At 69.8% G+C, this 26,469-nt stretch carries 24 protein-coding genes and 1 tRNA gene; 10 read left to right on the top strand and 15 right to left on the bottom strand.

Translation table 11 applies throughout. The annotated features are described in order from the left end of the window. Positions 1–66 precede the first annotated feature (66 nt). Both F6W70_RS06460 and F6W70_RS06455 read left to right on the top strand, forming a co-directional pair. Entirely contained in the window at positions 67–1,722 is a 1,656-nt protein-coding gene (locus F6W70_RS06460; protein ID WP_151486201.1) for a sensor histidine kinase, read from the top strand. Beyond that, entirely contained in the window at positions 1,719–2,372 is a 654-nt protein-coding gene (locus tag F6W70_RS06455) for a response regulator (RefSeq protein WP_151486200.1), read from the top strand. The genes F6W70_RS06460 and F6W70_RS06455 overlap by 4 nt, the downstream gene beginning before the upstream one ends. Positions 2,373–2,396: 24 nt before the next feature. On the opposite strand, the gene prfA is transcribed toward F6W70_RS06455, so the two are convergent. The 5 genes from prfA to lysA all read right to left on the bottom strand — a co-directional run bounded on the left by prfA (position 2,397) and on the right by lysA (position 9,269). Then, on the bottom strand, positions 2,397–3,476 hold the full coding sequence (prfA, locus tag F6W70_RS06450) for a peptide chain release factor 1 (protein ID WP_017831008.1): 1,080 nt from the start codon (positions 3,474–3,476) through the stop codon (positions 2,397–2,399). A gap of 11 nt (positions 3,477–3,487) precedes the next feature. After that, positions 3,488–5,416 carry a transcription termination factor Rho gene (rho, locus tag F6W70_RS06445; protein ID WP_318278821.1) on the bottom strand — a complete coding sequence of 643 codons (1,929 nt, stop codon included), beginning with the start codon at positions 5,414–5,416 and terminating at the stop codon, positions 3,488–3,490. A gap of 143 nt (positions 5,417–5,559) precedes the next feature. Continuing rightward, the gene (gene thrB, locus F6W70_RS06440; RefSeq protein ID WP_127482515.1) at positions 5,560–6,522 is read right to left on the bottom strand and encodes a homoserine kinase; all 963 of its coding nucleotides are present in this window, start codon (positions 6,520–6,522) and stop codon (positions 5,560–5,562) included. A gap of 2 nt (positions 6,523–6,524) precedes the next feature. Continuing rightward, entirely contained in the window at positions 6,525–7,829 is a 1,305-nt protein-coding gene (locus F6W70_RS06435; protein ID WP_055869010.1) for a homoserine dehydrogenase, read from the bottom strand. Between the two features lie 21 nt (positions 7,830–7,850). Beyond that, the gene (lysA, locus tag F6W70_RS06430; RefSeq protein WP_151486199.1) at positions 7,851–9,269 is read right to left on the bottom strand and encodes a diaminopimelate decarboxylase; all 1,419 of its coding nucleotides are present in this window, start codon (positions 9,267–9,269) and stop codon (positions 7,851–7,853) included. 147 nt (positions 9,270–9,416) lie between these two features. Here lysA and F6W70_RS06425 point away from each other — a divergent pair, with 147 nt between their 5' ends. The 4 genes from F6W70_RS06425 to F6W70_RS06410 are packed head-to-tail and all read left to right on the top strand — an operon-like array spanning position 9,417 to position 12,747. Continuing rightward, positions 9,417–10,463: a YihY/virulence factor BrkB family protein gene (locus tag F6W70_RS06425; protein WP_318278820.1), complete on the top strand. Its 1,047-nt coding sequence runs from the start codon at positions 9,417–9,419 to the stop codon at positions 10,461–10,463. 55 nt (positions 10,464–10,518) lie between these two features. Next, complete coding sequence (locus tag F6W70_RS06420; protein WP_151486198.1) at positions 10,519–11,421, top strand: alpha/beta fold hydrolase; 903 nt, start codon at positions 10,519–10,521, stop codon at positions 11,419–11,421. After that, positions 11,399–11,980, top strand: a complete 582-nt coding sequence (locus F6W70_RS06415) for a TetR/AcrR family transcriptional regulator (RefSeq protein ID WP_151486197.1) — start codon at positions 11,399–11,401, stop codon at positions 11,978–11,980. The genes F6W70_RS06420 and F6W70_RS06415 overlap by 23 nt, the downstream gene beginning before the upstream one ends. 2 nt (positions 11,981–11,982) lie before the next feature. Beyond that, positions 11,983–12,747 carry an alpha/beta fold hydrolase gene (locus F6W70_RS06410; protein ID WP_151486196.1) on the top strand — a complete coding sequence of 255 codons (765 nt, stop codon included), beginning with the start codon at positions 11,983–11,985 and terminating at the stop codon, positions 12,745–12,747. Between the two features lie 3 nt (positions 12,748–12,750). Here the strand turns inward: F6W70_RS06410 and F6W70_RS06405 are convergent, their stop codons facing one another. Both F6W70_RS06405 and argS read right to left on the bottom strand, forming a co-directional pair. Continuing rightward, the gene (locus F6W70_RS06405) at positions 12,751–13,596 is read right to left on the bottom strand and encodes an LmeA family phospholipid-binding protein (protein WP_151486195.1); all 846 of its coding nucleotides are present in this window, start codon (positions 13,594–13,596) and stop codon (positions 12,751–12,753) included. A gap of 40 nt (positions 13,597–13,636) precedes the next feature. Further along, positions 13,637–15,301, bottom strand: a complete 1,665-nt coding sequence (gene argS, locus F6W70_RS06400; protein ID WP_151486194.1) for an arginine--tRNA ligase — start codon at positions 15,299–15,301, stop codon at positions 13,637–13,639. 92 nt (positions 15,302–15,393) lie between these two features. Between argS and F6W70_RS06395 the strand changes: the two genes are divergently transcribed. Both F6W70_RS06395 and F6W70_RS06390 read left to right on the top strand, forming a co-directional pair. After that, positions 15,394–16,209, top strand: a complete 816-nt coding sequence (locus F6W70_RS06395) for an SGNH/GDSL hydrolase family protein (RefSeq protein ID WP_151486193.1) — start codon at positions 15,394–15,396, stop codon at positions 16,207–16,209. Between the two features lie 16 nt (positions 16,210–16,225). Next, positions 16,226–16,298 (top strand) — tRNA-Arg (locus F6W70_RS06390). Positions 16,299–16,410: 112 nt separating this feature from the next. Here F6W70_RS06390 and F6W70_RS06385 read toward each other — a convergent pair. From F6W70_RS06385 to F6W70_RS06350, 8 genes are all read right to left on the bottom strand, one after another. Beyond that, positions 16,411–16,950 carry a histidine phosphatase family protein gene (locus F6W70_RS06385; protein WP_017831020.1) on the bottom strand — a complete coding sequence of 180 codons (540 nt, stop codon included), beginning with the start codon at positions 16,948–16,950 and terminating at the stop codon, positions 16,411–16,413. Next, the gene (locus F6W70_RS06380) at positions 16,947–18,014 is read right to left on the bottom strand and encodes an ABC transporter ATP-binding protein (protein WP_151486192.1); all 1,068 of its coding nucleotides are present in this window, start codon (positions 18,012–18,014) and stop codon (positions 16,947–16,949) included. Before F6W70_RS06380 ends, F6W70_RS06385 begins: the two co-directional genes overlap by 4 nt. 14 nt (positions 18,015–18,028) lie before the next feature. Further along, positions 18,029–19,699 (bottom strand): ABC transporter permease, encoded by a 1,671-nt coding sequence (locus F6W70_RS06375; protein ID WP_318278819.1) that lies wholly within the window; start codon positions 19,697–19,699, stop codon positions 18,029–18,031. Next, positions 19,700–20,734 (bottom strand): ABC transporter substrate-binding protein, encoded by a 1,035-nt coding sequence (locus F6W70_RS06370; protein ID WP_141386420.1) that lies wholly within the window; start codon positions 20,732–20,734, stop codon positions 19,700–19,702. It lies immediately after the preceding gene. A gap of 16 nt (positions 20,735–20,750) precedes the next feature. Next, positions 20,751–21,539, bottom strand: coding sequence for a metallophosphoesterase family protein (locus F6W70_RS06365; protein ID WP_055869024.1), 789 nt, complete (start codon positions 21,537–21,539; stop codon positions 20,751–20,753). Further along, positions 21,536–22,207, bottom strand: coding sequence for a tyrosine-protein phosphatase (locus tag F6W70_RS06360; protein ID WP_151486191.1), 672 nt, complete (start codon positions 22,205–22,207; stop codon positions 21,536–21,538). The genes F6W70_RS06365 and F6W70_RS06360 overlap by 4 nt, the downstream gene beginning before the upstream one ends. A gap of 122 nt (positions 22,208–22,329) precedes the next feature. Next, complete coding sequence (locus tag F6W70_RS06355) at positions 22,330–23,154, bottom strand: MurR/RpiR family transcriptional regulator (RefSeq protein ID WP_151486190.1); 825 nt, start codon at positions 23,152–23,154, stop codon at positions 22,330–22,332. An 87-nt stretch (positions 23,155–23,241) separates the two neighbouring features. Beyond that, entirely contained in the window at positions 23,242–24,837 is a 1,596-nt protein-coding gene (locus F6W70_RS06350; RefSeq protein ID WP_151486189.1) for a DHA2 family efflux MFS transporter permease subunit, read from the bottom strand. Positions 24,838–24,930: 93 nt separating this feature from the next. Between F6W70_RS06350 and F6W70_RS17785 the strand changes: the two genes are divergently transcribed. Then, complete coding sequence (locus tag F6W70_RS17785) at positions 24,931–25,104, top strand: hypothetical protein (RefSeq protein WP_017831028.1); 174 nt, start codon at positions 24,931–24,933, stop codon at positions 25,102–25,104. A gap of 64 nt (positions 25,105–25,168) precedes the next feature. Then, positions 25,169–26,461, top strand: coding sequence for a Na+/H+ antiporter NhaA (nhaA, locus tag F6W70_RS06345; RefSeq protein WP_151486188.1), 1,293 nt, complete (start codon positions 25,169–25,171; stop codon positions 26,459–26,461). Positions 26,462–26,469 lie beyond the last annotated feature (8 nt).

The following is a 26,469-nucleotide window of genomic DNA, read 5'->3' as shown; positions in this document are numbered from 1 at the left end:
TCCCTTGCGTTGTGCGCGTAGCGTGGGTTCTGCGCATATTGCGCGGAGAGCTACGGGAGAAGCGCGGTGCCGAGGACGACGTCGACCAGACCACGGTTCGCCACGCGCGCCCTGCTGCTCCAGCTCGCCACGGTGACCCTCGTCGTCGCCCTGTGCACCGGCGTGTATCTGCTCCTCACCCTGCAGCAGCTTCGGGCCGAGGCCGAATCGACCGCTCTGGGCATCGCCCGCACGCTGGCGGAGGACCCGCAGGTTCGCGCCGAGGTCGCCCGCATCTCGCTCGCCGAAGGAGCGCCCGACGCAGAAGAACTCCGCGACGGCGAACTGCAGCGCCTCGCGTCCGAGGTCGCTGCCCGCACCGGAGCCCTGTTCGTCGTGATCACGGACGACAACGGCATCCGTCTCGCTCATCCCACCCCCTCCCGCATCGGCGAAGAGGTCAGCACGCCGTACGAGGCCGTGCTCGCCGGCGCCGAGGTGGTCGACTGGCAGACCGGGACGCTCGGGGAATCCGCGCGCGCGAAGGTGCCGGTCCGTGACGCCGCCGGCTCCCCCGTAGGCGAGGTCAGCGTCGGGTTCGAGCGCGCAGGCGTCTTCGACGACCTGCCACCGCTTCTGGCGGTCATCGCGGGCACCGCCGCCGGTGCGCTCGCGCTGGCGGTCCTCGCATTCCACCTGCTCCGGCGGCGCTGGGAGCGGCTGACCCTCGGTGTCCAACCGGAGGAGCTCGTCGCGCTCGTGCAGAATCAGACCGCCGTGCTCGACGGCGTGGACGACGGGGTGCTCGCGGTCGACACACGAGGTGTGGTGCGCGTGAGCAACGCCGCCGCCGATCGCCTGCTCGGCCTGGACGAACCTGTCGGGCGGTCCATCGACGATCTCGGGCTCGCCCCGGCTGTCCTCGATGCAGCGACCGGCGACCGCACTCGCTCGAGTGCCATCGTCGGAGACCGGATGCTCTACCTCGACTCGCGACCCGTGGTGCGCGATGGCCACGCGCTCGGAGACGTGCTGATCGTGCGTGATCGCACGGATCTGGTCGCCCTGACCGAGCGCCTGGAGACCGTCAGGACGATGACGGCGGCGCTGCGCGTGCAGCGGCACGAGTTCGCCAACCGCATGCACGTGGCCGCCGGGCTCATCGACGCCGACCGGGTGCCGCAGGCCCGGGCGTTCCTGGGCGAGCTCGTGGAGCGCGGCCCCGTGGCGTTTCCCGTCGTGGGACTCGACCTCGTGGGCGACCCCTTCCTGCACTCGTTCCTCGGCGCCAAGGGAGTGGAGGCGGGAGAGCGCGGCGTCGCCCTCCGGATAGCGGAGGACACCCAGCTGATCGGCACCGTGCAGGAGGCGGAGGACGTCGCGGCCGTGCTCGGCAACCTGATCGACAACGCGGTGACCGCCGCCGTCTCGGGCGAGCGGACCTCGCGCTGGGTCGAGGTGGCGCTGCTGGATGACGGCGATGCTCTCGTGTTCACCGTCTCCGACTCCGGACCCGGCCTCGGAGGCATCGAGCCGTCGCCGGCACAGTCGAGGGAGGGGAGCGCGGACGACGACGTGCACGGGCATGGGATCGGGCTCCCCCTCTCCACCGAGATCGCCCGTCGCAGCGGCGGGGACCTCTGGGTCATCGATCAGGGCGGTGCCGACAGCGGTGCGGTGTTCGCCGCGCGCATCGGCGGAGCCGTGGCACGGACCTCACCCGACGAGAAGGAGAACACATGACCGAGCCTGTACGCGTGCTCATCCTCGACGATGATTTCCGGGTGGCGCAGTTGCACCAGGGCATCGTGGACGATCATCCCGGCTTCGCCGTGACGGGAGCGGTGCGCTCTCTCGCGGAGGCCCGCGACAGCGTGCGCGCGTCTCGCCCCGATCTCCTGATCGCCGACGTCTTCCTTCCCGACGGGGACGGCATCGCGCTCGTGCGGGAATCCGGGATCGACGCGATCCTCATCTCCGCGGCCGACGACGCCGCCACGGTGCGCAGAGCACTGCGCTCCGGGGCGGTGGGCTATCTCGTGAAGCCGTTCGAAAGACGAGCGCTGTCGAGCCTCCTCGATCGCTACATCCGCTATCGCAATCTCCTCAGCGGTGACCGCGCACTGCGCCAGGAGGACGTGGATCGCGCTCTGGCGATCCTGCACGGTGCGGGTGAGCCCGTGTCGATCTCGCGCTCGGCGACGGAGCAACTCGTGCTTGCCGCGCTCGGCGACGGTGAGGCCTCGGCCGCGGAGGTCGGCGAACGCGTCGGGATCTCCCGCGCGACCGCGCAGCGGCACTTGGCGGCGCTGGCCGCCAGGACCGTCGTGGAGGTGCGCCTCAACTACGGCTCGACCGGACGCCCCGAGCATCGGTACGCCGCCCGCACCTGAGCGGACGACGCGTGAGAGCGTTCGTCAGGAGTCGGAGCCGACCGCGGCGAGCCGTGCTTCCTCGTCGGCGGTGATGGCGCTCTCGATCAGTGGATCGAGCGCTCCATCCATGACCTGATCGAGGTTGTAGGCCTTGAACCCGGTGCGGTGATCCGCGATCCGGTTCTCAGGGAAGTTGTACGTGCGGATGCGCTCCGAGCGGTCCATGCCCCGGATCTGCGATCGGCGGGCGTCGGATGCCGCAGCGTCGAGTTCCTCCTGCTGACGCGCGAGCAGTCGGGCACGCAGCACGCGCATGCCCGCCTCGCGGTTCTGCAGCTGAGACTTCTCGTTCTGCATCGAGACGACGATGCCCGTCGGCACGTGCGTGATGCGCACCGCGGAGTCCGTCGTGTTCACGGACTGCCCACCGGGACCGGAGGAGCGGAACACGTCGATCTTGAGATCGTTCTGGTCGATGTGGATCTCCTCCGGCTCATCGACCTCGGGAAAGACGAGCACGCCGGTGGTCGACGTGTGGATGCGCCCCTGCGACTCGGTCGCCGGCACACGCTGCACGCGATGCACGCCGCCCTCGTACTTCAGGTGCGCCCAGACGCCCTGAGCGGGATCGGACGACGAGCCCTTGATCGCGACCTGGACATCCTTGTAGCCGCCAAGGTCGGACTCGTTGCGTTCGAGCAGCTCCGTCTTCCAGCCCTTGGAGGCCGCGTACTGGATGTACATGCGCAGGAGATCCGCGGCGAACAGCGCGGACTCCGCACCGCCCTCCCCCGCCTTGATCTCCATGATCACGTCGCGGGCGTCGTCCGGGTCACGCGGGATCAGCAGACGCCGCAGACGCTCCTGCGAGGCCTGAAGCTCCTCCTCCATCGCCGGGATCTCCGCGGCGATCGACTCGTCCTCGCGAGCGAACTCACGAGCGGTCTCCAGATCGTCGGTCGCAGCGACCCACGCTTCGTAGGCGGCGACGATGCGCGACAGCTCGGCGTAGCGGCGGTTGACGCGCTTCGCTCGGGCGGCGTCGGCGTGCACCGCCGGGTCGGAGAGTTCCTCCTGCACCCGGCGATGCTCGTCGATCAGAGTCTGGACGGACTCGAACACGGCTCAGCCGCTCAGCGGATGTTGTTGTCGTGCCCGTGCGCGCCCGAGGGGAGCGTCGGGATCGACTTCTGCATCTGCACGAGGAACTCGACGTTGGAGTTGGTCTCCTTGAGCTTGCCGAGCACGACCTCGAGGGCCTGCTGCTGGTCGAGGCCGGCGAGGGCGCGACGCAGCTTCCACGTGATCTTGACCTCGTCGGCCGAGAGCAGCATCTCTTCGCGGCGGGTGCTCGACGCGTTGACATCGACGGCCGGGAAGATGCGCTTGTCGGCGAGCGAGCGCGACAGGCGCAGCTCGCTGTTGCCGGTGCCCTTGAACTCCTCGAAGATGACCTCGTCCATCTTGGAACCGGTCTCGACGAGCGCGGTCGCGAGGATGGTGAGCGATCCACCGTTCTCGATGTTGCGCGCGGCACCGAAGAAGCGCTTGGGCGGGTACAGCGCCGAGGCGTCGACGCCACCGGTCAGCACACGACCCGAGGCCGGGGCGGCGAGGTTGTACGCGCGGCCGAGGCGGGTGATCGAGTCGAGCAGCACGACGACGTCGCGGCCCAGCTCGACCAGGCGCTTGGCACGCTCGATCGCGAGCTCGGCGACCGTGGTGTGGTCCTCAGCGGGGCGATCGAAGGTCGAGGCGATGACCTCTCCCTTCACCGTGCGCTCCATGTCGGTGACCTCTTCGGGGCGCTCGTCGACGAGCACGACCATGAGGTGGACCTCGGGGTTGTTCTGCGCGATCGCGTTCGCGATCTGCTGCAGCACGATGGTCTTGCCCGCCTTGGGCGGCGCGACGATGAGGCCGCGCTGGCCCTTGCCGATCGGGGCTACCAGGTCGATGATGCGCTGGGTCAGCTTCTCGGGGGCCGTCTCCAGACGCAGACGCTCCTGCGGGTAGAGCGGCGTGAGCTTGCCGAACTCCACGCGGGTGGCGGCGTCGTCGACCGAGAGGCCGTTGATCGAGTCGACCTTCACCAGCGCGTTGTACTTCTGGCGACCCTGCTGCTCGCCCTCGCGGGGCTGCTTGATCGAACCGACGACGGCGTCGCCCTTGCGCAGGTTGTACTTCTTCACCTGTCCGAGGGACACGTACACGTCGCTGGGGCCGGCGAGGTAGCCGGTCGTGCGGACGAAAGCGTAGTTGTCGAGCACATCGAGGATGCCGGCGATCGGGATCAGGACGTCGTCCTCGCCGATCTCGGTGTCGAACTCGTCGGTCGGGGTGCCGCTGCGGCGCTTGTTGCGCTGACGGTTGCGGTTGTTGCCGCCGGCCTGGTCATCGTCCGCCGCCGGCTGCGCCTGCTGCTGCTGTTCCTGCGCGGCGCCGTTCTGCCCGCGTCCGCGATTGCGGCTACGGCTGCGGTTGCGGCCGCGACCGCCCTGCTCCTCGCCACCATCGGAGGAGTCGGAGTCGTTGTTCTGCGAGGTCTCCGCGGGAGCGGCTTCGGAGGCGGACTCCGCTGCCTGCTCCGCGGCGGGTGCCTCGGCATCGGCGGCCGGCTTCTGCGCACCGCGGCGTCCACGCCCGGTCGTCTTGGGGGCGGGCTCGGCAGGAGCTTCGGCGGGTGCCGCCTCGGGGGCGGGTGCTTCCGCAACAGCGGTGTCGGCGGCCGGAGCCTCGGCATCGGCCTTCTTGGCGCGGCTGCGACGCGGCGCCTTCGCCTTGGGCGCGGCCTCGGTGGGCTCCGCACCTGCGGATGCCGTCTCGGGGGCGGCGGCTTCGGGCGCAGCATCCGACTTCGCGGCCTTCTCGGCCTTCGCCGCTTCGGCCTTCTCGGCCTTGGCTGCCGCCGTGGCGGTGCTGGCGCGACGCGGTGCGCGCTTACGCGCCGGTGCGGACTCGGTGGCCGACTCCGCGGATGCCGCGGGTGCTTCGGCGGTAGGCGCCGACTGGTCGTTCTGGGTCTCGGAGAGGTTCTCCACGAGTACTCCCTTATATGTCATGGGGAATGAGCGTTGAACGCACACAACGGGTGCTGCGCGCGATCGCACGGGCTGACGCTCGGCGCCAGCCAGCCTCGGCACTTGTGCCACAGGGATTTGCGTGCGGGTCTTGCAAGATTTGCAATGGGGCCAGATTCACGCAGTTACGTGGAGCCCTCCGCTCGAGTCCCCACTGTACCACCACGGACGTCGACTGCGAGCAGGAGCGCCTCCCACGGGGTGTCGGTGACTCGATCGGCTAGCTCGACCGCGTCCTGGCGGCTGCCCGGCCCGTCTGCGAGCACGAGCACGCTGGGGCCCGCTCCCGAGACGACGGCGGCGAAGCCCGCTGCGCGCAGCGCCTGCACCAGACGCTGCGTCTCGGGCATGGCTCCTGCCCGGTAGTCCTGATGGAGCCGGTCAGCGGTGGCGTCCAGGAGCAGCTCGGGGCTCTGCATGAGCGCGGCGATCAGCAGCGCGGAGCGCGAGACGTTGAACACGGCATCCGCGGTGGAGACCTGCGGCGGCTGCAGCGACCGCGCCTGCGATGTCGACATCGTGTACGCGGGAACGAGCACGAGGGGCGAGACGCCACGGTGGACGAGCAGCTTCTTGTGCTGCGGTCCGCGCTCCGACATCCACGCGATCGTAAGACCGCCGAAGAGAGCCGGCGCGACGTTGTCGGGATGGCCTTCGAGCTCGGTCGCGAGGCGGAGGAGGTCGGTGTCGCCGATCTCGACATCGCCCTCGAGCAGGCCCTTTGCGGCGAGCACTCCTGCGGCGACGGCGGCGCCGGAGGAGCCGAGCCCCCGCCCGTGCGGCACGGCGTTCTCGGCGACGATGCGCAGCCCGGGGACCGGACGCCCGGCGTCGGCGAAGACGTAGGCGATGGTGCGCACGATCAGGTTCGACTCGTCACGCGGGATCTCGCTCGCGCCGGAGCCCGTCACCTCGATCTCGAGCCGGCCCGCGGGCAGTGCCGTCACGAGAAGGGTGTCGTAGACGCTGAGAGCAAGGCCCAGCGTGTCGAAACCGGGGCCGAGGTTCGCGCTGGTCGCGGGAACCCGCACCTCGACCGTGCGGCCTTCGACCGCACCTCCCGACGCGGTCGCGGAGGCTGCCGCCATCGTCACTCGCCTTCCACCCGGAGCACCGAGACCACACGGGCGACGACCTCGCTGTCGGCGAGAGCATCGACCGTGGCGCTGAGCGCCTGCTCGGTGGCGCGGTGGGTGCCGATGATGAGACGTGCCGTCGGCTCGTCCTCTCCCTCGACGGTCTGCACGACCGTCGCGACCGAGACGCCGCCGTCGCTGAGGATGCCGGCGACCGTGGCGAGCACGCCGGGCGCGTCCGCGACCTCGAGAGTGATCTGGTAGCGGGTGGTGACGTGGCCGATCGGCACGACGGGGAGGTTCGCGCGGGTCGACTCCCCCACCCCGACGCCGCCGGCGATGTGACGGCGGGCGGCGGAGACGACGTCGCCGAGCACGGCGGATGCGGTCTGCACTCCACCGGCCCCTGCTCCGTAGAACATGAGGGATCCGGCGGCCTCGGCCTCGACGAACACCGCATTGTTCGCGCCGTGCACGGAGGCGAGCGGGTGCGACGCGGGCACAAGGGCCGGGTAGACCCGCACCGAGATCGACTCGGCACCGTTCGCCTCGATCCGCTCGCACACGGCGAGCAGCTTGATCACGAAACCGGCGGCGCGTGCCTCTTCGATCATGGATGCCGTGATCGAGGTGATGCCCTCGCGGTAGACGGCTTCCAGCGGGACAGCGGTGTGGAACGCGAGGCTCGCGAGGATCGCCGCCTTCTGCGCGGCGTCGTAGCCCTCGACATCCGCCGTCGGATCGGCTTCGGCGTAACCCAGACGCTGCGCGTCGGCGAGCACGTCGGCGAAGTCGGCGCCCTCGGTGTCCATCCGGTCGAGGATGTAGTTGGTGGTGCCGTTCACGATGCCCATGATGCGCACCACGCGGTCGCCGGCGAGCGAGTCGCGCAGCGGACGGATGATCGGGATCGCGCCGGCGGCTGCAGCCTCGTAGTACACGGAGGCACCGACGCGGTCGGCGGCCTCGAACAGCTCGGGGCCGTGCGTTGCCAACAGCGCCTTGTTGGCGGTGACGACATCGGCGCCGGAGCCGATCGCCTGCAGGATGCTCGTGCGCGCCGGCTCGATGCCGCCGATGAGCTCGATCACGATGTCGGCGCCCAGGATCAGCGACTCGGCGTCGGTGGTGAAGAGCTCCTTGGGCAGGTCGACGTCACGCGGAGCGTCGACGTCGCGCACGGCGATGCCGGCGAGCTCCAGCTCAGCACCGGCACGGTCGGCGAGCTCATCGCCGTGGCGCAGCAGGAGCGCCGCGACCTGAGAGCCGACGGCTCCGGCACCCAGCAGCGCCACACGAAGTCGTCGGTAGTCAGTCATGGTTACTCCTTCGGAGGTGGGTCATTGGTCTCCCTCGGGGGCGTTCGCCCCGTCGATGCCCGCGTCGCGGGCCAGCACGTCATCGATGGTCTCGCCACGGACGATGACCGCCGAGCGCCCGCCGCGTACGGCGACGACAGGAGGACGCGGGACATGGTTGTAGTTGCTCGCGAGCGAGACGCAGTACGCACCGGTGGCCGGCACAGCGAGCAGATCGCCCGGCACGAGGTCTTCGGGCAGGTACTCGTGATCGACGACGATGTCACCGGACTCGCAGTGCTTGCCCACCACGCGGCTGAGGCGGGGCTCGCCCTCTCCGACGCGCGAGGCGAGGCGAGCCGAGTACTGCGCGCCGTAGAGGGCCGGACGCGCGTTGTCGCTCATTCCGCCGTCGACGCTGATGTAACGGCGCACGGCTCCGGACTCGATCGTCACGTCCTTCGTGGTGCCGACCTCGTAGATCGTCACACCGGCCGTGCCGACGATGGCGCGCCCCGGTTCGAACGACAATGCCGGGAGGGGGATGCCCCTGGCCGCGCAGTCCTCGGCCACCGCGGTGACGATGGCGGCCGCCAGTCCCTCGATCGGAGTCGGGTCGTCGACCCGCGTGTAGGCGATGCCGAAGCCGCCGCCGAGGTTGAGCTGCGGCACCGGTCCGTCCGCGAGCAGGGACGTGTGCAGGTCGAGCACGCGGGACGCCGATTCGCGGAAACCTGCGACGCCGAAGATCTGCGAGCCGATGTGGCAGTGCAGGCCAGCGAACACCAGGCCGGGAATCTCGCGGATGCGTGCCACCGCCCGCTCGGCGTCCGGGAAGGGGAAGCCGAACTTCTGGTCCTCGTGCGCCGTGGCGAGGAAGTCGTGGGTCTCGGCGTGGACGCCGCTGATCACGCGCACCAGCACACGCTGCGTCGCTCCGGTGCGGGCGACGATGGCCGCGAGCCGCTCGATCTCGATGGCGCTGTCGACGATGATCGTGCCCACGCCCACCTCGACCGCCCGCTCGAGCTCGGCCACCGACTTGTTGTTGCCGTGGAAACCGAGAGAGGCCGGTGCGACTCCGGCGGCGAGGGCGACGGCGAGCTCTCCCCCGGTGCACACGTCGACGCGCAGTCCCTCGTCGACGACCCAGCGCGCGACCGTGGTGCAGAGGAAGGCCTTGCCCGCGTAGTACACCTGCGCCGTGGTGCCGTTCTCGGCAGCCGCCTGGTCGAAGGCGAGCCGGAACCGCCGCGCACGGCCGCGCACCTCGTCCTCGTCGAGCACGAGCAGCGGGGTGCCGTAGGTGCGGGCGAGCGTGGTGGCGCTGACGCCCGCGATATCGATCGCACCATCGGCGTCCCGCGTCGCGGAGGCCGGCCAGACGCCGTCGGCGAGATCGTTCGCGTCTTCAGGGACGGCAAGCCATTCCGGAGCGAGCGAATCGGCAGGGAGAAGCACTGATCACCAATCGTGGGAAGGATCTCGGGCAGGGCGCGCACATCGAGGTTGACCCGATTCTAGGGCACCGGCCCCGCCACCTTCGTCACGGCGACGCGCGGCGTCAAGCCCCTGCATCCTGTCATCGTCGCCTCTTAGGGTGGGGTCGTGACGAACAGCGAAACACGAACAGACTCCCCGGCGCGTCCGGGTCTCATCGCGCGCATCACCGGGCCGCTGATCGCCTGGGCGCTCGCACGTCGCCCGGTGCGCGCTGCACTGCTTTACACCGAACGCCGCGGCCCCATGCTCGCCGACAGCGTCACGTACCGCGCGCTCTTCAGCGTGTTCGCCGGCGTGCTGCTGGGCTTCTCGATCGCTGCGCTCTGGCTCGCCGGGAACCCGGTCGCGTGGCAGGCGATCATCGACGCGGTGCAGTCGGCGGTGCCGGGGCTGATCGGCGAGGACGGTGTGATCAAGACCGAGGACCTGCGCGCACCGGCCTCGCTGTCGATCGCCGGCATCATCTCGCTCGTCGCGCTCGTGGGCGCGGCGCTCGGAGCCATCGGCTCCCTGCGCGCAGCCGTGCGCGTGCTGGCGGGGACCCTGCAGGACGACATCCTCTGGATCTGGGTGATCTTGCGCAACCTCGCGCTCGCGATCGGAATCGGTCTCGCCTTCGTCGCCTCGGCCTTCCTCACCTTCGCCGGCCAGCTCGGCATCGTGTGGATCACCGGCCTGCTCGGACTCCCCGAGGACTCTCCGGTGGCCGCGTGGACGGTGCGCCTGGTGTCGCTCATCGTCGTGTTCGCGCTCGACGCGGTGATCATCATCGGCGTGTTCCTCCTGCTCTCCGGTGTCCGCCCGTCAGCACGGTCGCTCTGGTCCGGCGCGCTGCTGGGTGCGCTGGGTCTGCTGGCCTTGCAGGAGCTGTCGAGCCTCTTCGTGGGCGGCGCCACCAGCAACCCGCTCCTGGCCTCGTTCGCCTCGCTGCTCGCGCTGCTGATCTGGCTGAACTTCTCGGCTCAGGTGATGCTGTTCGCCTGCGCCTACATCGTGACCGCCGAGGAGGAGAGCACCGACCGGGTGCACGCGAGATACGCGGCGACCACGTTCCCCGAGCGACGTCTGCAGCGCGCGGAGGTCGAGGTGCGGATCGCGACGGCCGAGCTCCGCGCGGCGCAGAAGGCGGCGGCCGCCGACGCGGATTCCTGATCCGCGCGCCTCGTTGTGACCAGATCGTCTAGATTGGTCACAACGAGAGGGCATCATGGATCCCCGACGCACGAGCATCACCCTCCCCCATGCCACGGTCTCGACCCTGGAATGGCGACCCGAGTGCGAGTCCGCAGTGCCGGTGCTGCTTCTGCACGGAGGCGGCGCCGACAGTGCCGAGCTCTCCTGGGGCGCGGTCGGAGCAGCCCTCGCCGCAGCCGGACACCGCGTCTTCGCGCCCGACCATCCCGGTTTCGGGCGCAGCGCCCGCGCGGAGTGGCCGCTCACGCAGGAGCGACTCGTGCGGCATGTGGGGGAACTCGTCGACGGGCTCGGTCTGCACGACTACGCGATCGCGGGCCTCTCCCTCGGCGGCGGGATGACGCTCGGGCATCTCCTGGATCAGCCGGGGCGCACGCGATCCGCCGTGCTGCTCGGATGCTATGGGCTGATGCCGCGGCTGGCCGATGGCCCCATCGGCCGGATCACCCATTTCGGCACCTTCATGCTGTTGCGCACCGGGCTGCTCGCCGCGATGACCCGCTCCTACGCGCGCAACCTCTCCGCGATGGAACGCGGCCTCGGCGACCTGGTGCGCACTCCGCAGGCACGGACTCCCGAGCTCGTCGAGGCCGTGCTCACCGAGGCCGCCGTCGGCACCGGTCTGGAGACCTTCGCACAGTGGCAGCGCGATCAGGTGCTCTGGAATCGACTGCGCACGCTCTACACCCCGCACCTGCCATCGATCACGACGCCCACGCTCCTCGTGCACGGTGATCGCGACTCGGGAGTCCCGCTCGCGCGCATCCGCACCGCCGCCGAGCTGCTGCCCGCGGGGTCGCTGGTGACCGCTCCCGGTGCCGGCCACTGGGTGCAGCGCGATCGTCCGGACGTCGTCATCCCCGCGATGCTCGATCACCTGGAGAGGACCACCGATGCCCCGGCCCCGCGTCCCTGACCGTCGCGACCGCATCCTCGATGCCGCGGAGGAACTCGTGCTCGCCCACGGGTTCGACGCCATGAGCGTGGCGTCGATCGCCGACCGTGCAGGGATCGGCAAAGGCGCGGTCTATCTGGAGTTCGCCAGCAAGCACGAGATCCTGGATGCGCTCCTGCAGCGCGGGACGACGCGTATGAACGACCGTGTGAGCCGTGAGCTGGGTGACCGACCGCGACTGAGTGCGGCGTATCGCGCGAGCGCCCGCGCCCTGAGCGACGACGCGCTGATGACGGCGGCTTTCCTCGACGATCGCGGCATCCTCGGGGAACACGTGGCGGAGGTCACCGACGGCCGGTATCGCGATCGGCAGCGACGCGTGATCGAGTGGCTCCGCGCGCTGCAGGACCGGGGGGAGATCGTGGCGGACGTGGACGTCGAGGCGCTCGCCCTGGCGCTGTCGAGCGCCTCGATCGGGCTGCTCTCCGCGGCGCGACTGCTCGGCCCGTTCGAGCCCGCCCACCTCGAACGGGCCATCGACACGATCGGCCGCATGGCCGAGACCTTCGAGAGGAACTGACCATGCACGTCGAGACCTTCGGCGCCCGCGACGGGCATCCGCTGCTGCTCCTGCACGGCGGAGGCGTCGCCGGATGGATGTGGGAACCGTTGCGTACCCATCTCGGCGAGGGCGTGCGCGTCATCGTCCCCGACCTGCCCGGTCACGGACGCAGCGCAGGCGAGACCTATGTCTCTCACCCGGCGACGGTCGCGGCACTCGCCCGCGTGTTGGAGCAGGAGGGCCGAGCGGCGACCGTCGTCGGGTTCTCGCTCGGGGCGCAGCTGACGGTCCAGCTCGCCGCACTGCACCCCGACCGCGTGAGGAATGCCGTCGTCATCAGCGCGCAGGCCGTGCCGATGCGGGCGACCCGCCCCACACTCGCGCTCCTCTCCGCGACGGCGGGACTGGCGAAGCGGGAGTGGTTCGCGAGGGTGCAGGCACGGCAGCTGTTCGTCCCGGATGAGCTGCTGGACGACTACCTGCAGGCATCGGGCACGATCTCCCGAGAGACACTGCTGCGCTCCGTCGAGGAGAACCTCCGCTTCGCACCTCCGGACACCTGGCGGTCCTACCCGGGCGCCGCGTCCATCCTCGTCGGCGCGAAGGAGAGGTCGCTCATGAAGCGGTCGGCCGCACTCCTGCATGCGTCACTCCCCCACAGCGACCTGGAAGTCGTCGACGGGTGCGGACACGGTATCCCGCTGCAGCGGCCCGCCTGGCTCGCACGCCACATCGCCGCGACGTTCGGCGACCGTCCCGACGTCGCTGAGCCTCCGGGGCGCTGAGGGTCAGCTGGGGCAGACGCCCTTGTCCTGGAGCGTCGTGTCGGTGACGATCGCTCCGTTCACGTCGACGTCGATCACGGCCGCGCCATCGATGATCTCGAGCCCGGTGAGGGTGAGCCCGGCCGGCAGCTGATCGGCGATGCACACCCTCTGGGGCTCGGTCAGGCCTTCGCCGAGGGAGCCGAGAGTGGAGGCGACCCGGTCGAGATCGATGTCGAGTCCGCCGATGCTCGCCCCGACGGGTGTGAGCTCGAGGTCACCGTCGACCGTGCCGGGCGTGAGGGTCAGCGAGAGCGGCACCGCGGCTCCGAGCACGCTGATCGACCCGCTCACCGTGGCGTTCGGGGCCGCGAACTCCACCGATTCCACGGGCAGATCGGTGCCGGCGAGCAGTGCGGTGAACTGCTCCTGATCGATGCGGATCGTCCCGGTGGCACCACCGATATCGCCGCCGCGCAGCGGGACGCCCGTCGCGGTCACATCGGCAGCTCCGGTGATGCCCTCCAGCGTCACGGAATCCGTGGACAGACGCAGAGTGTCGAGTGTGCCGCCGATCAACTGCGGCAGCAGCAGACCCTCCGTCTGCACATCGAGTTGCTGGTCGGAGGGCAGATCGAGCTGTTCCACGACGATCGACCGCACTACTCCTGGCAGCACGGCTCGTGCGATGAACTCCGCGGCGACCACGAGAGCGGCGAGGACCACGAAACCGATGAGCAGCACCCAGGGCCACCGCGGCCGTGTCCGCGGTGCGGCGTCCGCAGGGTCAGGCGCGGAACCCGGGATCACGAGCGTCGGATGCTCCGCCGCGGCATCCGGATACGGCAGGGTCTGGTTGTCGTCGCTCATGATTGCCATCCTGCCGTACCGAGCAGGAGGCGTGCGTGCGCTACATGCGCTCCGGCGCGGAGACTCCGAGGAGGTCGAGCCCGTTGCGCAGCACCTGGCCAGTGGCGTCGTTGAGCCACAGGCGGGTGCGGTGCACGCTCTCGATCGGGTCGTCGCTCAGCGGGATCACGCGGCAGTTGTCGTACCAGCGGTGATACAGGCCGGCGAGCTCCTCGAGATAGCGGGCGACGCGGTGCGGTTCGCGCACCTCGGCGGCGAACGCCACGATGCGCGGGAACTCCTGCAACGCGCCGAGCAATGCGCTCTCGCTCTCGTGCGTCAGCGTCTCCGGCGCGAACTCGGAGCGATCGATGCCCGATTGACCGGCGTTGCGGGCGACGTTGTGCGTGCGCGCGTGGGCGTACTGCACGTAGAACACCGGGTTGTCGTTCGTGCGCTTCTGCAGCAGCTCGGGGTCGAGATCGAGCGGAGAGTCCGCAGGTGAGCGCTCCAGCGAGTACCGCAGCGCATCGGTGCCGAGCCAGTCGAGCAGGTCGTCCATCTCGATGATGTTGCCCGCGCGCTTGCTGAGACGGGCCCCGTTGATCGAGACCATCTGGCCGATCAGCACCTCGACGTTCTTCTCCGGGTCCTCCCCCGCGGCGCCCGCGACGGCCTTGAGGCGGTGCACGTAGCCGTGGTGGTCGGCGCCGAGCAGGTAGATCTTGTTCTGGAAGCCGCGGTCGCCCTTGTTCAGGTAGTAGGCGGCGTCGGCGGCGAAGTAGGTGTACTCGCCGTTCGAGCGGCGGATGACACGGTCCTTGTCGTCGCCGAAGTCGGTGGTGCGCACCCAGACGGCGCCCTCGTCATCGAACACGTGGCCCTGCTCGCGGAGGCGATCGACGGCCTGATCGATCAGGCTCGTTCCGGAAGCATCTTTCGCGTGCAGCGTGCGCTCGGAGAACCAGACGTCGAACGGCACGTTGAAGCGATCGAGCGAGCTCTTGATCTCGGCGAGCTGGAACCCGTAGGCGAGTTCGAGTGCGACGCTCGACTGCTCGGCGTCGGGGAGCGCCAGCAGGTCGGGACGCGCTTCGAGAACGCGACCGGCGAGGGTCGTGATGTACTCCCCCGGATAGCCGCCCTCGGGGGTCGGCTCGCCCTTGGCCGCGGCCAGGACCGAGACGGCGAAGCGCTCCATCTGCGCGCCGGCGTCGTTGATGTAGTACTCGCGGACGGCGTTCGCACCGCTGGCGAGGAGCAGGCGCACGATCGAGTCGCCGAGAGCTGCCCAGCGCGTGTGGGCGATGTGCAGGGGTCCGGTCGGGTTCGCCGAGACGAACTCGACGTTCACGCTGACGCCCGCCTGCGACGAGTTCGTGCCGTACGCGGAGCCGGCATCGACGATGACCTTCGCCAGTGCACCGGCGGCAGCGGCATCGAGACGGACGTTGATGAACCCCGGGCCTGCGACCTCGGCGCTCGCGATGCCGTCGACGGCGGCGAGGCCGTCGACGATCTGCTGGGCGAGCTCGCGCGGGTTCGTGCCGAGCGGCTTGGCCAGGCGCATGGCGATGTTCGAGGACCAGTCGCCGTGGTCGCGGTTGCGGGGGCGCTCCAGCACGATGTCGGATGCGGAGAGCTCCAGCGGCTCGCCGGGACGTCGTTCCTCGGCGATCGGTGCGAGGACGGCGAGGAGGGCTGCGGCGAGGGTTTCGGGGTTCATAGCCTCCCCAGTTTACGGGGCCGGAAGACCTCGGCCGACGGCGCGGACGACGACGAATTTGCGTTCGGCCTCCGGTGATCTACTCTCATGCCATGAAGCCGCCCACCGCCCGACGCCGTGTGGGTGCGGCGGGCATCGTCGCCGGGCTTCTGCTCGCCGTCGCAGCCGTGGTTCTCGGGGTGTGGCGTCCGTGGATCCCCGCACCGGCGACGACCCCGATCAGCGCCGCCGCCGATGGCGCATCCGAGACGTCCACGGTCATCGCACCGGCACCGCTCGTGCTGCCGGAGAAGCCCACGGTGCTCGTCTTCGGGGACTCGTGGACCTACGGCTCTGCCGCGACCGTCCCGACCCTCGGCTACGCCTACCTCCTCGCCGACCTTCTCGGCGGCGAGACGATCGTGGACGGCGTCCGCGGGAGCGGATATCTCAAGCCCGGACTCGACGGCCCCACCTTCGGAGAGCGCATCGCCGCACTCGACCCGTCCGCCACTCCCGACCTGGTCATCATCCAGGGATCGATCAACGACCGTGCACAGGGCGCCGCCGGCTACCGTGACGCCGTGAACGCCGCGTGGGACACGTTGGCCGCCACGTACCCGCAGGCGACGATCGTGGTGCTCGGCCCCGCTCCGCACGAGCTCCCCGTCGGAGCGGCCACCGCACGCATCGACACCGATCTCTCCGCGCTCGCCGCCGCACGTGGCTGGTGGTACATCTCCCCGATCGCCCAGGAGTGGATCACCGCACAGAACTATCTCGACGTGATCGACGTGGAGGTGGGGCGCAAGCATCCCTCCACGAACGGGCACCGCTACCTGGCGGAGAGACTCGCCGCCGCCCTCGATGAACTGCGCACCGCCCCGGTCACCGAGGCCGGTGGGTCGGAGTCCACCCCCGACGAGTGATATTGTCGATCGGTACGCCTCCGTAGCTCAGTGGATAGAGCGCCGGTTTCCGGTACCGTAGGTCGCAGGTTCGACTCCTGTCGGGGGCACAAAGGTTGTACGGGTCACGTCCGTGAGCCCGTACATGAAGTTCTTCATCACGAGAGAAGCCGCCTGATTCCAGGCGGCTTCTGTCGTTCGTGCTCCGTGGCGCGCGGGGGGCTACTCCGTCAACCACCGTGCGGTGTACCCGACGGCTTCACTCCCCTCGAGCAACACGACGTCTCCGTTCGAAAGCCGTGAGCACGGGTGCCCCGTCACGGCTTCGATGCCGAGCCGCAACAGGGTCCCGTGAGCCACGACGACGGTGTCCACGTCGTCGCGGAGAAGCTCTCTCAGCGCGCTGGCGGCGCGGTCGGCGGTGGCAGCGACGGATTCTGCGCCGGGATAGTTCTGGTCGGGCCATCGCTCCCACGCTTCGGTGACCTGCAGACCGTCGGCCTCACCGTAGTGACGTTCGACGAGGCCGTCATGCACGCGGTACTCCGCATGGGGCATGTGCCTACGGATGATCTCGGCCGACTGCGAGGCACGTCGCAGAGGAGACGAGACGATCCGTGTCCAGACCGCCGTCGCCAGCAGACGACCGGCCGCTTCGGCTTGGGCTTCGCCGACCGGATCGAGAGCGATGTCGGACTGCCCCTGCATTCTGCGCTCGCGGTTCCATGCGGTGCGTCCGTGCCTGACCAGTGCGAGGGTCATGCCGACATCACCGCCTCGCGCTCGGGCGCGTCTTCCACAGCCTGCAGGTAGACCACCGCATCCGTGATGTGGACGGAGACGGCGTCGCCGACCCGGTGCCGGCTGCCGTGGGTGCGCACGCGCAGATGCGTGCCGCGCCAGTCCACGACGACGTCGCTGCCGTCCGGTGTGAAAAGCGAGGAGCGGACGGTGGCATCACCGCCGGGAGTGAGGGTGACGGCGGCCGGAAGCACGGCAGCGGTAGCCCGCACCGCATTCGCCACTCCAGGGCAGGGCACGGTCAGCGGGTGGTCGCCGGCGGAGAACAGGCCGTCGGTGACGCGCCCGTTGACCAGCGTCGCGTCGGAGAGGAACTTCGCGACGAACGGACTGTCGGGGCGGGCGAGCAGGTTCGACGGGGTGTCGACCTGCTGGAGACGGCCCCCATCCAGCACCGCGACCCTGTCGGCGAGCGCGAGAGCCTCTGAGCGGTCGTGGGTCACGTGCACGACGGTCAGGCCCATCTCCCGGGTGAGGGTGTGCAGCTCGAGGCGAAGCCGGTCACGCAGCGGCTCATCGAGGGCGGAGAGCGCTTCGTCCAGCAGGAGCACCCGGGGGCGGGCGACCAGCGCCCGGGCCAGGGCGACACGCTGCCGCTGCCCGCCGGAGAGGGTCGCCGGGTCCCGGCGCTCGTAACCGGCGAGTCCCACGAGGTCGAGCGCTTCGCCGACACGGGTGCGGCGCTCGGCGAGGGGCACCTTGGCGCGTCGCAACGGATATTCGACGTTGCGACCCACGTCCCAGTGCGGCCAGACCGCATGCTGCTGGAACACCATCCCCAGCTGGCGCTGCTCCGGCGGCACGGCGACACCGGGACCGGCGATGACGCGGTCATCGAGCAGGATACGGCCCGCTGTGGGAGTCAAGAACCCGGCGATACTGCGCAGCAGCGTCGTCTTCCCGGATCCCGAAGGGCCGACGAGAGCGAGGAACTCCCCGTCCGCGACCTGCAGGTCGACGTCGGCGAGGCCGACGGCACCGGAGCGGTATCGCAGAGAGACGTGTTCGAGTGTGACGGAGGCCATGGGCACCCTTTCTGTTACTTCGTCTTCGGGATCGCGAACCCGATGACAGCGAGTCCGAGCACGGCCACGATGAGCGACCATGCGGCGGCGGTGCTGAAGGCACCCGCCTGCTGAAAGCTGAAGATCGCGACGCCGAGGGTCTGCGCCCCTGGCGACAGCAGGAGTACCGACAGCGTGAGCTCGCGCACGGCGGTGACCGCGACGATCACCGCGCCGGAGAGCGCGGCCGGTGCCGCCATCCGACAGGAGATGTCGATCAGGGCGCGCACCCGTGTCGCGCCGCCGATCCGCGCCGCCTCTTCCGCACTGGTCGGTGTCGAGGAGAGCGGAGCGGCGACGGCCTGCACGACGAGCGCTGTGAACGACGTGACGTAGGCCGCGAGGATAAGCCACGGCGTGTTGAACAGCCCCAACGCAGGCGCGAGCACCAGCCATGCGACCGCGATGACGATGCCGGGGACGGCCTGCGGCACCACGGCGACGGCCCCCAGCGCTCGGTTGGCTCGGCTCGGCACCCGCGCCACGAGCAGCCCGATGGCCAGACCCACGACGCCGCAGATCACGGCCGCCATGATCGCGAGCATCACGGAGTTCGCCGCCCCCTCCAGCGCGCTGCGCGTGGTGAGCGCGCGGACGAGGTGGTCGAGGGTGAGGTTGTCCCAGGTGAGCGGCACGCCGGGAGCACGCAGCAGCGTCTGCGTGAGCAGGGCGAAGAGCGGGAGGACCGTGATGAGGAGCACCACGAGCCACATCGCCACCCCCAGTCCCCCACGGGCGCGGCCCAGGGAGACGCGTTCGACGACGGCGCTCGACGAATCCAGCTCCCACCCGCGCCGACCGACCATGGCGTCGGCGACGAGGGCGAGGACCGCCAGGATCAACAGGACGACGCCGATCGTCGCGACCACGGCCAGCGGGTCCTCGACGGTGCCCGACTGCAGGTAGCGGTAGACGAGGGTTGCGAGGGTGGTGAAGCGTTCAGGGAGGCCGATGATCGACGGGATGCCGAAGTCGGCGAGGTTCCCGACGGCGATCAATACGAACGATGACAGCAGCGCCGGCCGCAGCAGAGGGATCGTCACCGAGGTGAGCGCTCGCACGGGACCTGCGCCTCCGACCCGCGCGGCCTGCTCCAGGTCGGTGGGGATACGGCGCAACGCCGCGGAGACGATGAGCATGGCGATGGGATAGCTGTGGATCGTGAGCAGCGCGATGACGCCGTCCGCCCCGTAGATCGACCAGAGCGGTCCGCCGAAGATGTCTCGCCACCACAGGTTCAGCGGACTCGTGGGGCCCGCGACTCCGAGCCATGCGATGGCGCCGACGAACGGGGGCATGAGCAGTGGGCTCAGAGCGAGCAGGCGAAGCGCAGACCGCCCCGGCAGGTCGGTGCGGTCCAGGAGCACGGCGAAGACAGTGCCGACGATGACGGCCAGCACCGCAGACACACCGGCGGAGAGCAGGCTGTTCGCTCCGGCTTCGAGGACGTCGCCCTGGAGGAGCACCTCCGCCTGCTGCCCGCGGCTCGCCAGCACGAGGATCGCGCCGATGGGGAGCAGGATGAACGCGCCGCACGCGAGCCACAGGACGAGGGTGAGGATGCTGACGCCGTCGAGCCTCCGGCGCCCGTCACCGCGGGCCCGGCGCGATGCCGGACCCGCGGCGAGAGTGGAGATCTCGGTCATTTAGAGGAACAGCGAGCGGAAGGTCTCGACCGCAGCGTCCTGCGTGCTGCGGATGGTCTCGAGGTCCGGGGAGAGGATCTCGATGTCATCCATCGACGGGGCGCCCTCGGGCGTGCCGACGTCGGAGCGCACCGGCAGGTACGACTGCTCGACGGCGAGCTCCTGGCCGGCGGCGCTCACCAGGAAGTCGACGAACGCCTTGGATGCTGCCTCTTCGTCGGTGTCGGCGAAGATGCCGACCGGCTGGGACACGTACGGCACGCCCTCGCTCGGGTACGACACGGCGATGGGCGACCCCTGTGCGGCGAGCTCGCGCACCAGGTAGTCCACCACGATGCCGACGGGCTGCGCGCCCGTGGCGACGGCCTGAGACACGGGACCGTTGCTGTCGGCGATCACCGGGCGGTTCTCGGCCAGGGCCGTCATCCACTTCTCACCCAGCTGGTCGTCGTCCAGCCACACGGCGGCGTTGTACGCCGCTGCTCCGGACACGTCGGGGTTCGGCATCACGATCTTGTCGGCGTACTCGGCGTCGGTGAGGTCCTTCCACGACTCGGGTGCCTCGGTGATGATGCCGGTGTTGTACGCGATGACGGTCGGGATGATCCTGGTGCCGGTGTAGAAGCCCTCGGGGTCGACGACGTCGGGATTCAGGGCGTCCACGTCCGCCGGCGTGTACTTCAGCAGCAGGTCGTCGGCGGCGTACCCCTCGAAGGTGCCGGCGTCGGCGGCGAGGAAGACGTCGGCCTGGATGCCACCGGACTCCTGCTCGGTCGCGACTCGAGTGGTCAGGTCGCCGGTGCCGGCGCGGAACACCTCGACGGTGATCTCGGGGTGGACCTCGTTGAAGGCGGCGACGAGTTCATCGGCCTTCTCCTGCGGCTCGGAGGTGTACAGCGTGATGGTCGCCGGCTCCAGGGCTGCGGCGGACTCCTCGGGCGTCGCGGCGGGAGCCGGCGTCGAGGAGCAGCTGGCGAGGGCGAGTGCGGCGACGCCGAACAGTGCCACGGGAGCGGTCTTGCGAAGGAATGACATGGTGTCCAATCAGGGTTCAGGTGGAGATGACGGAGGAGAAGATCGGTGCGGGCGAGTCGAGCCCGACGTTGGTGACGGCGACGCCGCCCGGCAGCAGATGCACGAGGGAGAACATCGCCAGGTCGTGGCCGCTGACGCGGTTCGGGCCGGCGTCCATCACCTGGTGATAGGCCAGCGAGGGACCGACGAAGACGGGGATGCCGCGCAGGGTCGCGGACAGCGGGTGATGGAAGTGCCCGGCCAGAACCGCCCGCACGTCCGAGCCGGCCATGGCGTCGAGGAAGTCGTCCGCGTCCCGCAGCCCCGCCTTCGCCAGTGTCGGCAGCGGAGAGCCCAGCGGCGCATGGTGAACAGCGACGACCGTGCCGAGGCCGTGCGGAGTGCGCAGCACGTCGCGGAGCCACGCCCGCTGGTCGACTCCGAGCTCGCCGCGAGACGAATCCAGGATGATGAAGCGGAGCTCGTCGACGATATGCACTCTGTGGTGGGTCTGCTCGTGGCCGCGCAGCACCCGCGCGGCCTCCGGCTCGTCGTGATTGCCGAGCGCGGTGAGCACCGGGACACCGGCGATCTCCGCGAGCTCGTCGAACGCCTCGCGCAGTGCCGGATAGGCATCCGCGTTCCCCCGCTGCACCAGGTCGCCGGTGACCACGACCGCCTCCGGTGTGATCCCGGCGTCGCGCAGGTACGCGCCGACGGCGCGCAGGCGAGCGAACCCGTCCACGGTGTCGTACAGAAGGCCGCTGCTCATGGCATGGACATCACTGAGGTGCAGCACCGTCAACCGACCGGTCGCGCGACTCATGCCGACGCCCCTTCCTTGCGGCGCAGCGCCGCGAGCTGATCGGAGCGGAGACCGTGTGCGCGGAGGTACTCCTCCGCCCCGCCGAACTCGCGGATGACCGCCAGCGCGTGCACGATGGCCTCCGGGGGGCTCTCCAGGTGCAGGCGCAGAACATCGGCGCGTTCCCGGGCTTCGACAGAGGCGGCGATGCGCTCGGCATGCTCCCCTCGCACCGGACGCACCTGTGGTGCGGAGAGCACGTAGTCCGCGACCACGTCGCCCTCGCTCGCCCCCGCGGCGAAGCGCGCCAGCGCGACGACGAGGCCGGTGCGGTCCTTGCCGGCGGTGCAGTGGACCAGGGCTGCACCCTCGGCATCCGCGATGGCTCCGACCGCCGCGGTCAGCGCGCGCCCTCGGCTTCGCAGCAACCCCTCGTAGATCTCCTCGAGGGTGCCCGTGGCCGGGGGCTCGGTGCCGTAGACCGGGACGGACGCCGAAGGGATGCCGTGGACGACGGCTTCGCTCTCCGCGGGCTCGCGCAGGTCGACGATCACGCTCACCCCGAGCGCGATCAGGAGCTTCTCCCCCGCTTCGCTCAGCGCTTCGGGCGCACCGGAGCGGACCAGCCATGGCCTCCTGGTGTCACTCGCCCGGACGTTGAAGAGCCCGTCCACGTCAATCGCCAGCATGAGACCGTCCCGCCGTTACATGTATTTCGAACCACACGAAACGTCATTACAGTCGGGGTACGTCACCGTCTGCTGACCCGGCGATGACGCCCGGCTGGCCGGGAGGTGAACGGTCGGGTGCGCTACTCCTCGGCGATCGCTTCAGCGACGACGTGACGCATGCCCGCAGCGTCCGACGGGGCCACATCGCTGGCGAGGGCAGAGTGCAGCGCGTGCAGTACGACGGTGTGTCCGATTCGCGCGAGGAAAGGGTCGACGTCGTGCGTCAGGGCTGCAGGACCCGTCGCGACGACGATGTCGGCGGTGCGCCCGATGGGCGAACGAGCGAAGCTGGTGACGACGGCGACGCGTGCTCCGCGGTCCGCAGCGGCAGCGCAGGCACGGAGCGTCTGGACGTTCGCACCGGAGTAGCTCAGCCCGAAGCACAGGTCGTCCTCGGTCAGGCTGTTGACGGCGAACTGCTGGGCGAGCGGGTCGACGGGCGCCTCCACCGGACGCCCCAGGATGCTGAGACGCATCGCGAAGTCCTGCAGCGGCGGCCCGGAGAACCCGTTGCTGACCAGCACCACGCGGCGGGCATGACGCAGCGCCGTCGCGGCCTCCTGAAGGAGCACCGGATTCACGCTGTCTTGGACGAGGCGCACCGCTTCCACGGCGTCATCGAAGGTGTCGGAGGTGACATCGTCTTCCCGGGGACGCAGGGGCGTCGAGCGAGCGAGTTCCAGACGGAGGTGCTGGAAACCTCGGAAGCCCAGGCTCTGGCATGCGCGGATCACGGTTGCCGTCGACGTTCCCGCGGCCTGGGCGAGTTCGGCCGTCGACCACATGACGACCTCCGCCGGCCGCTCCAGTATCAGCGCCGCGACTCGCGACTCACTGGGCCCGAGCAGGGACGACGAGGCACGCACACGAGCGAGCACGCTGAGATCAGGGCGGGAGATGACCATGGCTTCCTCACCGGCGCACACGTCGGAATGCACCTGCATGGAATGTAGCGCCCGAAGTCGAACGGCGAGGAAACTCCGTCGCGTCCCTCAGACCTCGGCCTCTTCGGGGCGGGCGCGCACCGTGGCCGATCCGAGGGACACGGTCGCCAGCAGCCCGAGCGCGAGGAACCCCGCGGCCGTCCACGCCGCATAGCGCGTGCCCTCGGAGAATGCCGCCTTCGCATCCTCAGCCGCGTCGGCCGTCGCAGCGTTCGCCTCGAGCCCGCTGATCGCCGCTCCCGCGCTGTCCACGACGGCCGAGACGATCTGGTCACGCTGCGCGGCGGGCACGCCCCGCTCGTCGAGCGAGGAAGCGAGGATTCCAGCCGTGCTGGTGAACAGCACCGTGCCGAGCACCGCGACGCCGAGAGCGGCGCCGATCTGCCTCGAGGTGGACTGCGTGCCGGATGCGGCCCCACTGTCCGCGACCGGGACCTCGGCGAGCACGACTCCTGTCAGCTGCGCGGTAGCAAGGCCCACGCCGAGCCCGTAGACGAACAGGAACGGGATGAGCGGTCCCCACGAGGCGTCGGGCCCGATCACGAACCCCACCCCCGCGACACCGACGATCTCCGCGATGAGGCCCACACGCACCACCCACACCGGAGCGATCTTCCCGCTCGCGGCGCCGGCGACACCGCTGGCGAGGAACGAGCCACCCGCCAGCGCCAGCAGGAGCAATCCGGTCTGCACCGCTTCGAATCCGAGGACGAACTGCAGCCAGAGCGGGAGCGCGAGGATGATGCCGAACTCCCCCAACGACACCACCGCCGCCGCGATGTTGCCGTTGCGGAAGGAGGAAATCGAGAACAGCCGCAGCGCCAGCAGTGTCGACTTTCCCGCGCGCTCGCGGTAGCGGCCCCAGAGGATGAACCCGATGACGGCGATGACGGCGACCGCGAAGAGCAGGGGTATCGGCGACAGCTCCCACGGCCACGCCCAGTCGCCGATCTGCGGACGCGTATCGATGAGCCACCAGCCGTAGGTCCGCCCCTCGATGAGGCCGAACACGAGGCTCCCCATCGCCACGATGGAGAGCGCGGCGCCGACGACGTCGACTCTGCTGATGCGATCGCTGCGAGATTCCGCCACCGTCAGCAGCACGCCGATCACGATGATGATGCCGACGGGGATGTTGATCCCGAAGGCCCACCGCCACGAATACGCGGTCGTGAGCCACCCGCCCAGGAGAGGGCCGACAGCAGCCATGCCACCGATCGTCGACCCCCACACGGCGAAGGCGATCCCTCGCTCGCGTCCTCGGAAGGTCGCATTGATGATCGAGAGCGTCGTGGGCAGGATCATCGCTCCACCGACGCCCTGGGCCAGACGCGCGAGGATCAGCATCCCCCCGTCCGGCGACAGCGCCGCGAACACCGAAGACAGGGCGAACACGACGACGCCGATGAGCATCACCCGCCGCCGGCCGAAGCGATCGGCGAGGCTGCCGAACACCAGCAGCAGGGAGGCGAAGACGAGGGTGTACGACTCCTGCACCCACTGCACCTCGGTCGAGGTGATGCCGAGGTCCTCCACGATCGCAGGGATCGCCACGTTGACGATCGTCGAGTCGACGATGATCAGCGAGACCGCGATGCTGATGAAGACGAGCCCGAGCCACCGCAGGCGCACGTACCGTTCCATGATCGCTAGCTTAGTTAGCTAAGTGGGATTCGGGTAGGTGTGGTCTCCGCGGAGCGCAGATAGATCTCAGCAGCGCACGGCTAGGCTGGACGCGTGCCCCTCCTCTCGATCGCCGGCTCGACGCGTGCCCCGCACCGTCTTCGCTCGGCGACCCCGATGAGGGAATGGATGCGGGTCATCCTGCACCCGGGCACGAACGGGTGGACCAGTGTGTGGGGCACGCTCTCGCACGGCGAGATCGCCGGCTGCCCGCCGCCACGGAACTAGACCACGCCTCGAACGGGGCGGTGGTCTTCTGCGCCATTCACCCCTTCTCGCGTGAGGTCTTTCCGTGTCCCCGAATTCATCACCTGCCCGTTTCTCCCTCGCCCCGCATGCGCTGTGGCAAGGCATCCGCTCCAACGCCCGCAGCGACGTCCTGGGCGGCTCCCTCCTGCTGGCGGCGACGTTCGCGGCCCTGATCCTGGCCAACAGTCCTGCCGCCTCCTGGTACGAGTCCGTGCGCGACTTCACGTTCGGCATCCCCGAGCTGCACCTCGAGCTCAGCATCGGCGCGTGGGCGGCCGATGGGCTTCTGGCGATCTTCTTCTTCGTCGTCGGCCTCGAGCTGAAGGAGGAGTTCGTCGCCGGGCGTCTGCGCGACCCGCGCCGGGCCGCCCTGCCGATCGCCGCAGCTGTGGGCGGCGTCGTGGTGCCCGCGCTCATCTTCGTCCTGATCAACGCGGGCAGCGGAGCCGATGCGCTGCGCGGGTGGGCGATCCCCACCGCGACCGACATCGCGTTCGCGGTCGCGGTGATCGCCGTGGTCGGCAAGTTCCTCCCCCCGGCGCTGCGTGTGTTCCTGCTGACCCTGGCGATCATCGACGACCTGATCGCGATCACCATCATCGCGACGTTCTACACCGACTCGATCAGCTTCCCGTGGCTGATCCTCGCCGTGCTGCCGCTGGCCGGGTTCGCCGCGCTCGTCGCGAAGGGCGTCCGCGCATGGTGGCTGCTGCTCCCGCTCGCCATCGCCGTGTGGGTGTGCATCCACGCATCCGGTGTGCACGCGACCGTCGCGGGTGTGCTGCTCGGTTTCGTCGTCCCCGTCACGGCGACCGAACGCGCCAGGGTCCGCACCGGCAGCGACGATGAGGGCCTCCCCGTCTACGACGGCATGGCCGCCCACTTCGCCGACCGCTGGAGCGTCGTGGCCACGCTGTTCGCCGTTCCCGTCTTCGCCTTCTTCGCCGCCGGCGTCACGGTCGGCGGGTGGGACGGACTCGTCTCCGCGTTCTCCGACCCGATCACGATCGGGATCGTCGTCGGACTCGTCGCCGGCAAGCCGATCGGCATCCTCGTCACGACCTTCCTGCTGAGCCGATTCCCCGCACTGCGGCTCGACGAGACGCTGCGCTGGCCGGATCTGACAGGTATGGCCTTCCTCGCCGGAATCGGCTTCACCGTCTCCCTGCTCGTGGGAGAACTCGCCTACGGGTCGAGTTCCGTGGCGGACGAGCATGTGAAGATCGGAGTGCTCGTCGGATCCTTCGTCGCCGCGATCCTGGGTGGAGTGATCCTCGCCCGACGCAACGCACGGGGACGCCGCGAGCATCAGGAGGCGGAGGCGGGCGTACTCTGATCACCTAG

The organism is Microbacterium maritypicum (assembly GCF_008868125.1).
Lineage (GTDB): Bacteria > Actinomycetota > Actinomycetes > Actinomycetales > Microbacteriaceae > Microbacterium > Microbacterium maritypicum.
Note: the sequence above shows the minus strand (reverse complement) of the source record. Positions and strands in the feature narration are given on the sequence as shown.

What these genes read in the sequence shown, in the direction of transcription:
- F6W70_RS06455 (WP_151486200.1), top strand. Translation starts at nt 1,719, where the DNA reads ATGACCGAGCCTGTACGCGTGCTCATCCTCGACGATGATTTCCGGGTG.
- rho (WP_318278821.1), bottom strand. Translation starts at nt 5,416, where the DNA reads ATGACATATAAGGGAGTACTCGTGGAGAACCTCTCCGAGACCCAGAAC.
- thrB (WP_127482515.1), bottom strand. Translation starts at nt 6,522, where the DNA reads ATGGCGGCAGCCTCCGCGACCGCGTCGGGAGGTGCGGTCGAAGGCCGC.
- F6W70_RS06435 (WP_055869010.1), bottom strand. Translation starts at nt 7,829, where the DNA reads ATGACTGACTACCGACGACTTCGTGTGGCGCTGCTGGGTGCCGGAGCC.
- F6W70_RS06420 (WP_151486198.1), top strand. Translation starts at nt 10,519, where the DNA reads ATGGATCCCCGACGCACGAGCATCACCCTCCCCCATGCCACGGTCTCG.
- F6W70_RS06415 (WP_151486197.1), top strand. Translation starts at nt 11,399, where the DNA reads ATGCCCCGGCCCCGCGTCCCTGACCGTCGCGACCGCATCCTCGATGCC.
- F6W70_RS06410 (WP_151486196.1), top strand. Translation starts at nt 11,983, where the DNA reads ATGCACGTCGAGACCTTCGGCGCCCGCGACGGGCATCCGCTGCTGCTC.
- F6W70_RS06405 (WP_151486195.1), bottom strand. Translation starts at nt 13,596, where the DNA reads ATGAGCGACGACAACCAGACCCTGCCGTATCCGGATGCCGCGGCGGAG.
- argS (WP_151486194.1), bottom strand. Translation starts at nt 15,301, where the DNA reads ATGAACCCCGAAACCCTCGCCGCAGCCCTCCTCGCCGTCCTCGCACCG.
- F6W70_RS06395 (WP_151486193.1), top strand. Translation starts at nt 15,394, where the DNA reads ATGAAGCCGCCCACCGCCCGACGCCGTGTGGGTGCGGCGGGCATCGTC.
- F6W70_RS06385 (WP_017831020.1), bottom strand. Translation starts at nt 16,950, where the DNA reads ATGACCCTCGCACTGGTCAGGCACGGACGCACCGCATGGAACCGCGAG.
- F6W70_RS06380 (WP_151486192.1), bottom strand. Translation starts at nt 18,014, where the DNA reads ATGGCCTCCGTCACACTCGAACACGTCTCTCTGCGATACCGCTCCGGT.
- F6W70_RS06375 (WP_318278819.1), bottom strand. Translation starts at nt 19,699, where the DNA reads ATGACCGAGATCTCCACTCTCGCCGCGGGTCCGGCATCGCGCCGGGCC.
- F6W70_RS06370 (WP_141386420.1), bottom strand. Translation starts at nt 20,734, where the DNA reads ATGTCATTCCTTCGCAAGACCGCTCCCGTGGCACTGTTCGGCGTCGCC.
- F6W70_RS06365 (WP_055869024.1), bottom strand. Translation starts at nt 21,539, where the DNA reads ATGAGTCGCGCGACCGGTCGGTTGACGGTGCTGCACCTCAGTGATGTC.
- F6W70_RS06360 (WP_151486191.1), bottom strand. Translation starts at nt 22,207, where the DNA reads ATGCTGGCGATTGACGTGGACGGGCTCTTCAACGTCCGGGCGAGTGAC.
- F6W70_RS06355 (WP_151486190.1), bottom strand. Translation starts at nt 23,154, where the DNA reads ATGGTCATCTCCCGCCCTGATCTCAGCGTGCTCGCTCGTGTGCGTGCC.
- F6W70_RS06350 (WP_151486189.1), bottom strand. Translation starts at nt 24,837, where the DNA reads ATGGAACGGTACGTGCGCCTGCGGTGGCTCGGGCTCGTCTTCATCAGC.